Annotated in this window: 9 protein-coding genes, 1 tRNA gene and 1 pseudogene; 6 read left to right on the top strand and 5 right to left on the bottom strand. The window is 62.3% G+C overall.

Going from position 1 to position 10,698, the window contains the following annotated elements; genetic code table 11:
- Window positions 1-293: 293 nt before the first annotated feature.
- Complete coding sequence (locus GWC77_RS25790) at window positions 294-1,292, top strand: RDD family protein (RefSeq protein WP_173261674.1); 999 nt, start codon at window positions 294-296, stop codon at window positions 1,290-1,292.
- A gap of 120 nt (window positions 1,293-1,412) precedes the next feature.
- Complete coding sequence (locus GWC77_RS25795; RefSeq protein WP_173261677.1) at window positions 1,413-2,438, top strand: aldo/keto reductase; 1,026 nt, start codon at window positions 1,413-1,415, stop codon at window positions 2,436-2,438.
- Window positions 2,439-2,470: 32 nt separating this feature from the next.
- Here GWC77_RS25795 and eutC read toward each other — a convergent pair whose 3' ends face one another.
- The 5 genes from eutC to GWC77_RS25820 all read right to left on the bottom strand — a co-directional run bounded on the left by eutC (window position 2,471) and on the right by GWC77_RS25820 (window position 7,201).
- A complete protein-coding gene (eutC, locus tag GWC77_RS25800) occupies window positions 2,471-3,289 on the bottom strand; it encodes an ethanolamine ammonia-lyase subunit EutC (RefSeq protein WP_173261680.1) in 819 nt (272 codons plus the stop codon).
- Window positions 3,286-4,665 (bottom strand): ethanolamine ammonia-lyase subunit EutB, encoded by a 1,380-nt coding sequence (locus GWC77_RS25805; protein ID WP_173261683.1) that lies wholly within the window; start codon window positions 4,663-4,665, stop codon window positions 3,286-3,288. Before GWC77_RS25805 ends, eutC begins: the two co-directional genes overlap by 4 nt.
- Before the next feature lie 176 nt (window positions 4,666-4,841).
- A tRNA-Leu gene (locus GWC77_RS25810) sits at window positions 4,842-4,926 on the bottom strand.
- 145 nt (window positions 4,927-5,071) lie between these two features.
- A complete protein-coding gene (locus GWC77_RS25815; protein ID WP_367949114.1) occupies window positions 5,072-6,223 on the bottom strand; it encodes an ABC transporter substrate-binding protein in 1,152 nt (383 codons plus the stop codon).
- 36 nt (window positions 6,224-6,259) lie between these two features.
- Window positions 6,260-7,201 carry a CysB family HTH-type transcriptional regulator gene (locus tag GWC77_RS25820; protein ID WP_173261690.1) on the bottom strand — a complete coding sequence of 314 codons (942 nt, stop codon included), beginning with the start codon at window positions 7,199-7,201 and terminating at the stop codon, window positions 6,260-6,262.
- A gap of 209 nt (window positions 7,202-7,410) precedes the next feature.
- On the opposite strand from GWC77_RS25820, the gene GWC77_RS25825 reads away from it, so the two are divergent.
- From GWC77_RS25825 to GWC77_RS25840, 4 genes and pseudogenes are all read left to right on the top strand, one after another.
- Window positions 7,411-9,090 (top strand): nitrite/sulfite reductase, encoded by a 1,680-nt coding sequence (locus GWC77_RS25825; RefSeq protein ID WP_173261693.1) that lies wholly within the window; start codon window positions 7,411-7,413, stop codon window positions 9,088-9,090.
- Between the two features lie 41 nt (window positions 9,091-9,131).
- Window positions 9,132-9,668: a DUF934 domain-containing protein gene (locus GWC77_RS25830; RefSeq protein ID WP_173261696.1), complete on the top strand. Its 537-nt coding sequence runs from the start codon at window positions 9,132-9,134 to the stop codon at window positions 9,666-9,668.
- The gene (locus GWC77_RS25835) at window positions 9,665-10,450 is read left to right on the top strand and encodes a phosphoadenylyl-sulfate reductase (RefSeq protein WP_173261699.1); all 786 of its coding nucleotides are present in this window, start codon (window positions 9,665-9,667) and stop codon (window positions 10,448-10,450) included. Before GWC77_RS25830 ends, GWC77_RS25835 begins: the two co-directional genes overlap by 4 nt.
- Before the next feature lie 81 nt (window positions 10,451-10,531).
- Window positions 10,532-10,698, top strand: a pseudogene (locus GWC77_RS25840) (sulfate adenylyltransferase small subunit); the annotation flags it as partial.

Raw genomic sequence — 10,698 nt, forward strand, 5'->3', positions numbered from 1 at the left:
GTGAACAACTTCTCGGTGAATGTGTCGCTACCGCGCATGATCTTCAGGAGGCAGACAGGGCTTTCTTATCAACGCTTCGGCCACCTCGTCCGATGACCAGGCGAGTGGTATTTCAGCAAGCTGCTAAGGATCTCCGAAGAGCTGGCCTACTGAGCGACGAGCCCGAAAGCTTGGGTCCGTGGTTCAGATAGCATTTCGATAGGAATGGATTTGTTTAATCGGCAGTTGCATCCGCAGGAGAAGAAGTGGATCCCAGGCCTGCCGAGCCAATCAGTAATGAAAAAAGGAACACAATGAACGCCATTACGGGCGAGCCGGACGACAGTCGACCAACAAGAAATGTGGTGGGCTTTTGGCGCAGAAGCTTCGCATTCTGGCTCGACGGATTGATTCTCGCCCTGATCGGCTTAGCACTCATTGTGCTCGCGGGCGACGCGCTCATGCGCCTCGGGCAATGGGGAAAGTTGATCGGTTTCGCGATCGGCGCGCTCTACTTCACCTTCCTCGAAGGCGCGCCGGGGCGCGGTCAGTCGCTTGGCAAGCGGCTCATGAATATCAAAGTAGCCCGTCTCGATCCAACGGGCCTCGGTCCCGTGCGGTACTCGCAGGCATGGCTGCGCTATGCGATCGTCGGCGTGCCCACTGTCCTCGGCGGTTCTCCATTCATCGGCTCCATGTGGAATGCGCCCGCGTGGCAGTGGCTCGTGCTGATCAACGGCGTATTGCTCGCCGTCTGGCTATTCGCGCTCGGCTATCTCTATCTCTTCAATCGGCCCACGCGCAGAACACTTCAGGATCTCGCGACGTCCACTATCGTTGTGCCCGTGGCCGCGACGACCGGGACGCGCACGCCGGTTCGGCCGTTGCACTGGAACATACTGGCCGGCGTTGCAATCGTGATTGCAATCGGCGCGGGCATCGGGATGCACTTCATGAGTCCGACTTTTCGCGAGCTCGGTCGAGTTCAGCAGGCGGTATCGACGGTACCGGGCGTCGGCGAAGTGGGCGTCAGCGTCGGCACCTCGCGCATGAGTCGGTCCCAAGGCGGCACTACTACCACTCGCGGCGCCGCGATTTCCTTTACGCTGCCCGATTCCGATCTTCATTGCGAGCAAATCAGTCCGCAAGTGGCCAAAGCCGCATTGCTAGATTGGCCCGAAGCCGCGGATCAGGACTATCTGAGCGTGATTTGCATTCGTTCCATCGAGCTGGGCATCGTCCACTGGCGAAACCAATCCGCGACAGTGCATTCGCCCGGTCAATGGGCGGCGCAGTTCGGCCTACGAATGTGACGTTCCCTCGTCCGACGACGCCAAACTGCGCACCTGCCAGCGCCCAAATTTCCATTGCAGTACGCTGAAAGGCCGGCTTCAGGCGCCGGAATCTTCCGTCCCTTTTCAGCGAGGTCAAATATGGAATATCGACATCTCGGCGCATCGGGATTCAAAGTCCCGGTGCTCGGCTTTGGCACAGGCACATTCGGCGGCAAGGGCGAGCTCTTTCAAGCCTGGGGCGAAACGCACGTAGCCGAGGCGCGCCGGCTCGTCGACATCTGTCTGGACGCCGGCGTGACGCTCTTCGACAGCGCCGACATCTACTCCGATGGCGCATCGGAGTCGACCCTGGGCGAAGCGCTCAGAGGCCGCCGCGACAAGGTCCTGATTTCGACGAAGGCCACCTTCCGCGTCAACGACGAACCGAATAACGTGGGCTCGTCGCGTCACCATCTGATCAGCGCCGTCAACGCCGCATTGAAGCGCCTGCAGACCGACTACATCGATCTGTTCCAACTTCACGGCTTCGATGCAAAGACGCCCATGCAGGAAGTACTTTCGACACTGGACGACCTCGTTCGCGCGGGCAAAATTCGCTACACGGGCGTATCGAACTTCTCAGGCTGGCATCTGATGAAATCGCTCGACGTAGCCGACCGTTACGGCTATCCGCGCTACGTCGCAAATCAGACGTACTACTCGCTGATCGGCCGCGACTACGAGTGGGAGTTGATGCCGCTGGGGCTCGACCAGGGCGTCGGCGCTGTCGTCTGGAGCCCGCTCGGCTGGGGGCGGCTGACGGGCAAGATACGCCGTGGCCAGCCGTTGCCCGAGGTGAGCCGCTTGCACAAGACGGCCGATATCGGTCCGCCGGTGCCCGACGAGTACCTGTACCGCGTGGTCGACGCGCTTGATGCCATTGCGCAGGAGACTGGCAAGACGATCCCACAGATCGCGCTCAACTGGCTGCTGCAGCGGCCGACCGTCTCCACGGTGCTGATCGGCGCGCGCAACGAGGAGCAATTGCGGCAAAATCTCGGCGCGGTGGGATGGAGCTTGACGCAGGAGCAGATGCGGCAGCTCGACGAGGCGAGCAGGGTCAGGCCAGTCTATCCCTATTGGCATCAGGAAGGTTTCGCCGAGCGCAATCCGTCGCCGGTCTGAACACGAAAACGGGCGCGGCGCGAGCTCAACGCTCACTGCCGCGCGCTCTCGTTCGCACCCAATAGCGCCCCGTCCCAAACGCTTTCGTCTTTCAGCCCGACACCGGTGAGCTTGCGCGTTCGCGCTGCTTCGAGCAGGTGTAGAAGCTTGAACGCCGCCGCATCGTAATTGAGCCCCTCCGGCCGCACGTTCGAAATGCAATTGCGTTCCGCATCGCTGCGTCCGGTTTGCGGCTGGTACGTCAGGTAGATACCGAGGCTCGCCGGCGAACTGAGCCCGGGCCGTTCCCCGATCAACACCGCCACCATGTTCGCCTTCAGCAACTCGCCTATGGGGTCGCCAATCGCTACCCGCGCCTGCGTTGCCACGACAATCGAGCCCACGTGCCAGCCTTTCAACTGTGCGATGGTCCGATCGATGACAGGAAGCGCGTGGGACGCCGCGGCGCGAGCCGACAGTCCGTCTGCAATGACGAAGATCAGATCGGGCCGCACTTCCGCCGACGTCGCGTGTTGCGCGAGATCCGCGGCGCTCGGTGCATCAAGTATTCGCCCAAGGTCGGGACGCCGCAGGTACTGCTCGCGGCTTTGTGCGGCGCTGTGCACTTCGATGGAATCGAGCGTCCTCCGATCGAGTTCACGCCTGAGCGCTTCGGTATCGAGCGGCGCGTGAACTGCGTCGCGTGCTTGTGCGTGCGCCGCGATGAACGCGAGCAGCGGCGCAGTCGGCAGGCTCGCACCCGAGCGTCCCAGTGCGATGCGGGCATCGGTGAACCGACGCAACGCGCTCCAGGGGTTCTTTTCGATCGTCCCCGTATGCCTACCCCTCACATCCTGGCCTTCCTCTTTCATGATGGAATCCAATCGAGGAGCAGCGGCTTGCTTGACTGATGCTGGATCTGCCCGGCCGCATCGGTGATGCGAATCGATTCGAGCCACGCTTCGAACTCGGGTGCGCGTCGAAGATCGAGCAGACGCCGCACATAGAGCGCATCGTGAAACGATGTGCTTTGATAATTCAACATGATGTCATCGGCGCCGGGCACGCCCATGATGAAGTTGACGTTGGCGGTGCCGAGCAAGGTCAGCAGTGTGTCCATATCGTCCTGGTCCGCTTCGGCATGGTTCGTGTAGCAAATGTCGCAGCCCATGGGCACGCCGAGCAGCTTGCCGCAGAAGTGATCTTCGAGGCCCGCGCGGATGATTTGTTTGCCGTCGTACAAGTATTCCGGCCCGATGAAGCCCACTACCGTGTTGGTCAGGAACGGATTGAACTTGCGGGCGACCGCATAAGCTCTGGCCTCGCAGGTTTGTTGATCGACGCCGTGATGCGCATTGGCGGAAAGCGCGCTGCCCTGTCCTGTCTCGAAGTACATCAGATTGTTGCCAACCGTCCCGCGCTTTAACGACAGACCTGCGTCGTACGCTTCGGCGAGCAGCGATAGCGAGACACCGAATCCGGCATTGGCCTTCTCTGTGCCGGCGATCGATTGAAAGATCAAGTCGACGGGCGCGCCGTTTTCGATCGCGGCCAGCGTGTTCGTGACGTGCGTCAGTACGCATGTCTGCGTCGGTACGTCATACGCGCGGCGGAATTCATCCATCATCGTCAGCAGCGCCGTGATAGCAGCGAGCGAATCCGACGCGGGGTTGATACCGATCATCGCGTCGCCGCAGCCGTACATGAGCCCATCGACGATCGACGCGGCGATGCCTTTCAGATCGTCGGTGGGGTGGTTCGGCTGCAGGCGCACGGCAAGATGGCCTGGTAATCCCACCGTATTGCGAAAGCGTGTGACGACGGGACGCTTGCGCGCGGCGAGTATCAAGTCCTGATTGCGCATCAGCTTGGACACGGCGGCCACCATTTCGGGCGTAAGACCTGCGGCAACGGCCGTCAGCATGGCGCTATCGGTGGTGTCGGCCAGCAGCCAATCGCGAAAATCGCCCACGGTCAGATGCGCAATCGGCGCAAACGCTTCGGGCGAATGATCGTCGACGATGAGGCGCGTGACCTCGTCGGCTTCATACGGGATCACCGCTTCATCCAGGAACGCACGAAGTGGCACGGCGGCCAGTGCCATTTTCGCGGCCGCGCGCTCCGCCTCCGAATCGGCGGCGAGCCCGGCAAGCTCGTCGCCCGAGCGGCGCGGGCTGGCTTTGGCGAGCAGGGCCGCCAGGCTGTCGAAGCAGTAGCTGCGCGCGCCGATGGTTTCGCGAAAGTTCATGTCTGCGCCCTCGCTCGCAGAGATGGAAAAAGCACTATACGCCGTCGCCGCCGTTCGGCCTCGGGCTTTTCCGGAGGCCCTGCTGGACGTCGAGGCGCGTCACGGCATCACGCTGCGCCGGATTGACGCCGGTCGGCGGGTGATTCATTGGGAAATCAAGGGATTAGCGAGAGTTCTGGTGCCCAGGGCCGGACTCGAACCGGCACGCCTTGCGGCGGGGGATTTTGAGTCCCCTGCGTCTACCTGTTTCACCACCTGGGCTTTCGGTGGCCGGCGCAAGAATGCGCTGGCGAAGAGCGCGATTATGGCCGAAAACGCGGGCGTCGGCAACATTCCGCAGCGCGCGATTGGGCAATTCCACCCGTCGGCGGCAGCGTCGGGCCTTCAGCGCAAACCGCTGCCCCCATCATTCGCTGATAAAGACGAACTTCCCACCACGAATCGCACCCATCACGCTCGCACGCTGATCGAGCCCCACGTGGTCCTTCGCGCTCGTGTTCACGACGCCGTTGGGCACGACGAGCTCGTGCGCGTGCTCGAGCTCCTCCCGCAATGCCTCGCGAAACTGCTCCGTACCAGGCTGTGCCTTTTTCAACGCTCGCGCCACGGCATCCTGCAAACGCGGATAAACGCCGGCGGCGTCGCCGGCAAACTGCGTCACCGATCCTGCGCCATATTTCTCTTCATATGCCGTCACGAAGGCGAGGGCCGCCTTTTTCGCGGGATGACCGGCAGGCAGCGTACGCGCCACGACGACCGGCTGGGTCGGAAACAGGGTACCTTCGACCTCCTTGCCGCCGAGCCGGATGAACTCGGGTGTCGCAATGCCGTGCGTCTGATAGATCGGCCCCTTGAACCCGCGCTCGACGAGCGTGCGCTGCGGTAGCGCAGCGGGCGTACCGGCACCCGCAACGAGGACCGCATCGGGCCTGGCCGCCATGAGCTTCAATACCTGCCCGGTCACGCTCGCATCGTTGCGATTGAAACGCTCGGTCGCGACGAGCCGGATATGCCGCAGCTCGGCAAACTTCGTGAACTCATTGAGCCAACCGTCGCCGTAGCTGTCGGCGAAACCGATGAAACCGACCGTTTTCACGCCATGGTTCGCCATGTAGCGCGTCATCACATCGGCCATCGCGCCATCGGTCTGCGCCATCTTGAACGCCCAGACGCGCTTGCCTTCCTGCGGCTCGACAACGCTCGCGGAGCCGATCAGCGTGATCATCGGCGTATGCGAGGCGGCCACCGGGTCGAGCGCCGCGAGCGCCGCCGGCGTGATATTCGGCCCGACGATCACGTCGACATGGTCTTCATCGATGAGCTTGCGGATGTTCGCAACGGCTTTGCCCGGGTCGGTGCCGTCGTCGAGCACGATGTACCGCGCCGTTTGACCGGCGATGGTGGTCGGCCACATCTGGATGGCATTCTTGCTCGTGATGCCAATCACGGCTGCGGGCCCCGTCGATGACAAATCGATGCCGACCTTCAGGTCGGCGTGCGCAGCGGAGACAAGCGCAAATGCGGCGCACGCGCAGGCGCGGCGCAAGAAGGCGGCGATCGACACTATGTGATCTCTCTCTCGGTTGTTGTGACTTCAGAGCTCGTAGTTTTCGTGTTCACCCTTGAGCGCTTGCTCGATCAGCTTGCGCGTGAGCGACGGCGAAAGCAGCTCGACGAGCGTATAGACATAGCTGCGCAGATACGCCCCCTGTTTCAGGGCGATCCTGGTCAGATTCGTGCCGAAGAGATGGCCGACCGGCATGGCGCGCAAATGCTTGTCGCGTTCCGCGTTGAAGGCGATATCGGCCATGATGCCCACGCCGAGCCCCAACTCGACGTAGGTCTTGATGACGTCGGCATCGATTGCCTCGAGGACCACGTCGGGCGTCAGATTGCGCCGCGCGAACGCCTCGTTGATCTTCGTGCGGCCGGCGAACGCGGCTTCATACGTGATGAGCGGGTACTGCGCCAGATCCTCCAGTGAAAGCTGTTTGCGCTGCAGCAGCGGGTGGTCCGCGGGCATGATCGCGACGTGATGCCACTGAAAGCACGGCAGCGAGACCAGCTCCTTATAGTTGGAGATCGCCTCGGTCGCGATGGCGATGTCGGCATGGTCGTGCATGACCATCTCGGCAACCTGCGTCGGGCTACCTTGCAGAATCGAAAGGTGGACCTTCGGAAAACGTCGCTTGAACTCGGCGATGGCGGCCGGCAGCGAGTACCGGGCCTGCGTATGCGTAGCCGCAATGATGAGATTGCCCTGATCCTGCGCGGCGAAATCCTTGCCGACCCGCTTCAGGCTTTCGACTTCCTGCAGGATCCGCTCGACGGACGCCAGGATGATCCGCCCCGGCTCGGTCAGCGAGCGCACGCGCTTGCCGTGCCGAGTGAAGATTTCGACCCCAAGCTCGTCCTCGAGCTCGATGATCGCCTTCGAAACGCCGGGCTGCGACGTGTAGAGCGCCTTCGCGGCCTCCGTCAGGTTGAAATTCTGGCGGACGGCCTCGCGCACGAACCGGAACTGGTGCAGGTTCATTTATAACCCTTGCGCATAAGGAAACAATTTTTAAGTCGTTTGAAATATAAGGCCAGTTTATTACGATCCCCAGACGTTTATCAATACGCTTAGCAGTTTTCGTCATTAGCAAATGAGCTGGCGGCCCGGATGGCGGGCGTCGGCAGGCACGGACAGCAATTCGGGCGTCGCGGACCAGGCCGCGGCGCGACACAACCTGGGGTCCCCGAATGTATCAATACGATCAGTACGACCAGACTATCGTCGACGAGCGCGTCGCGCAGTATCGCGACCAGGTCCGCCGCCGCTTGTCGGGCGAATTGAGCGAGGATGAATTCCGCCCGCTGCGTCTGCAGAACGGCCTTTACATGCAGCGCCACGCGTACATGCACCGCATCGCGATTCCGTACGGCAACTTGCGCAGCGACCAGTTGCGCATGCTCGCACACATCGCGCGCAAGTACGACCGTGGCTACGGTCACTTCTCGACGCGTACGAACATCCAGTACAACTGGATCAAGCTCGAGGACACGCCCGACCTGCTGGCAGACCTGGCATCGGTGCAGATGCATGGCATCCAGACGTCAGGCAACGACATCCGCAACATCACGGCCGACCAGTTCGCCGGCGTGGCGCCCGACGAGATCGTCGATCCGCGCCCGTGGGCGGAGATTCTGCGCCAATGGTCGACTTTCCACCCCGAATTCAGCTGGCTGCCGCGCAAGTTCAAGATCGCCGTGTCGGGATCGAAAGAAGACCGCGTTGCGGTGCAGATCCACGATCTCGGTGTCTATCTGTCGAAGAACGAAGCGGGCGAGGTGGTCTGCGCGATCCTCGCGGGCGGTGGTTTGGGCCGTACGCCGATCATCGGTGCCGTGATTCGCGAAAACCTGCCGTGGCAGCACCTGCTCACGTATTGCGAGGCCGTGCTGCGCGTCTACAACCGCTTCGGCCGCCGCGACAACCTCTTCAAGGCGCGCATCAAGATTCTCGTGAAGGCACTCGGCCCCGAGAAGTTCGCGCAGCAGGTCGAAGAGGAATGGCAGCACCTGAAGGACGGTCCCTCGACGCTGACGCAAGCGGAATACGACCGCGTCGCGCGACATTTTCAGCCGCAGCCGTACGAGAAGTTGTCGGATACGGACGCATCGTTCGAAAAGCATCTGCTTGAAAACCGGGCGTTCGCACGCTGGGTCGAGCGCAACATGCGCCCGCACAAGGTGCCGGGCTACGCTGCCGTCACGCTGTCTTTGAAGCCGCCCAAGGGCGCGCCCGGCGATGCGACCGCGGAGCAAATGGAAGCCGTGGCGGACTGGGCCGACCAGTACTCGTTCGGTGAAATTCGCGTGTCCCACGAACAGAACCTGATCCTCGCGGACGTGAAGAAGCGCGATCTGTTCGCGCTCTGGGAAGAGGCGAAGAAGCAAGGTTTCGCGACCGCGAACATCGGCTTGCTGACCGATATCATCGCGTGCCCGGGCGGCGATTTCTGCTCGCTCGCGAATGCGAAGTCGCTGCCCATCGCGCAGGCGATCCAGGACCGTTTCAACGATCTCGACTACGTGTACGACCTGGGCGACCTGTCGTTGAACATCTCGGGATGTATCAATTCGTGCGGCCACCATCACGTCGGGAACATCGGCATTCTGGGCGTAGATAAGGACGGCTCGGAGTGGTATCAGCTGACGCTCGGCGGCGAACAGGGCACGGGCGCGACGCTTGCGCATCTCGGCCGTGTGATCGGGCCGTCGTTCGCGGCTCAGGAAATGCCCGATGTCGTGACCAAAGTGATCGATACTTTCGTCGAAAATCGTATCGACGGCGAGCGGTTCATCGATACCTATAATCGAATCGGTATGGCGCCGTTCAAGGAACGCGTCTATGCGTCGCGCCAGCCCGCGCACGCCTGACACCGACGAGAGCAAGAAGGAAAGAGAAGGAACACTCGCAGATGACTTCGATTATCAAGAACCGGACCGTGCTCGAGGACGATTGGCATCTCGTACGCGCGCTTGAAGACGGCAGCCTGCCGACGCTCGATCAGCTTCCCGCCGGTCGCATACTCGTGCCGTTCGTCTTGTGGAAGCAAGCGCGTGAAGCGCTTGTTGCGCAGCGCGACACGGCGTCGCTCGGCGTATGGCTCGCGCCCGATGACGAGCCGGCCGATCTCGTTGTCGACTTCGAGAAAATCGCGCTGATCGGCGTGGACTTTCCCGTGTTTCGCGACGGCCGCGGCTACAGCATCGCGCGCCTGTTGCGCGAGCGCTACGACTGGCGCGGCGAGTTGCGCGCAATCGGCGACGTGCTTCGCGATCAGCTGAACTTCATGGCGCGTTGCGGCTTCGACGCGTTCGCGGTCCGCCCGGACAAGGACATTCACGATGCGCTGAAAGCGTTTGGCGAGTTCTCGGTGCAGTATCAATCGGCGGTCGACACGCCGCAGCCGCTTTTTCGTCGCCGCGCCGCGGCCGCGGAGGAGCGCGCATGAGCGCCGTGGTCAACCCAGCCGAGCTGGCCGGCCGCGCGGATAGCGCGGCGCTGGCCGCCAAGGTCGAACGCCTGAATGCGCTGATCGATACGATCGCGGCCCGCCACGATGGCAAGGTCAAACTCGCGAGCAGCCTCGCGGCCGAGGACATGGTGCTCACGCATGCGATTTTGTCGCGCGGCGCCGCAATCGGCATCTTCTCGTTGAATACAGGACGGTTGCATGCCGAGACGATCGACATGATCGCGCGCGTGCGCGAACGCTATGGGTATGAGATCGAGCAGTTTCATCCGCAACCGGAATCGGTCGACGCCTATGTCAGCGAGCATGGACTCAACGCGTTTTACGAAAGCGTCGAATTGCGCAAGCGTTGCTGCGAAATCCGCAAGGTCGAGCCGCTGAACCGTGCGCTCTCAGGTGTCGATGCCTGGGTGACGGGCCAGCGCCGCGAGCAGTCGGTGACGCGCGCCGAACTGCACGAAGAAGAGCACGACGCCGCGCGCGGCATCGCCAAGTACAACCCGCTCGCCGATTGGAGCGAGGCGGAAGTGTGGACATATCTGACGCAGCATGACGTGCCCGTGAATCCGCTTCATGCGCGCGGCTATCCGAGCATCGGCTGCGAGCCCTGTACGCGGGCCATCCGCCCCGGCGAGGACAGCCGGGCCGGACGCTGGTGGTGGGAATCGCGCGATACGAAGGAGTGCGGCTTGCATATGTCGCCGATGTCGCAGCTTCCGCCGATCAGCGTCATCCCCGCCGATACGAAACCGACGGCATAACGAAGCAACGCAGTAGACGAGTGCCCGCGGCAACGCTGGATAACCGGCGCCGGCCGGGCAAACGATAGGAACGACACCCATATGAGCACGATTCTGGAACCCTCCGCCACGACCCCGCTTTCGGTCACGACGAACCGCATGGACCACCTGGATTGGCTGGAAGCGGAATCGATCCACATTCTGCGCGAGCTGGTAGCGGAATGCGCCAAGCCGGCGCTGCTGTTTTCGGGCGGCAAGGATTCCGTCGT

The organism is Paraburkholderia sp. NMBU_R16 (assembly GCF_013282575.1).
Lineage (GTDB): Bacteria > Pseudomonadota > Gammaproteobacteria > Burkholderiales > Burkholderiaceae > Trinickia.

Bases quoted from the DNA above. Each gene is read 5' to 3' on its own strand.
- GWC77_RS25790 (WP_173261674.1), top strand. From the start codon at position 294: ATGAACGCCATTACGGGCGAGCCGGACGACAGTCGACCAACAAGAAAT.
- GWC77_RS25795 (WP_173261677.1), top strand. From the start codon at position 1,413: ATGGAATATCGACATCTCGGCGCATCGGGATTCAAAGTCCCGGTGCTC.
- eutC (WP_173261680.1), bottom strand. From the start codon at position 3,289: ATGAAAGAGGAAGGCCAGGATGTGAGGGGTAGGCATACGGGGACGATC.
- GWC77_RS25805 (WP_173261683.1), bottom strand. From the start codon at position 4,665: ATGAACTTTCGCGAAACCATCGGCGCGCGCAGCTACTGCTTCGACAGC.
- GWC77_RS25820 (WP_173261690.1), bottom strand. From the start codon at position 7,201: ATGAACCTGCACCAGTTCCGGTTCGTGCGCGAGGCCGTCCGCCAGAAT.
- GWC77_RS25825 (WP_173261693.1), top strand. From the start codon at position 7,411: ATGTATCAATACGATCAGTACGACCAGACTATCGTCGACGAGCGCGTC.
- GWC77_RS25830 (WP_173261696.1), top strand. From the start codon at position 9,132: ATGACTTCGATTATCAAGAACCGGACCGTGCTCGAGGACGATTGGCAT.
- GWC77_RS25835 (WP_173261699.1), top strand. From the start codon at position 9,665: ATGAGCGCCGTGGTCAACCCAGCCGAGCTGGCCGGCCGCGCGGATAGC.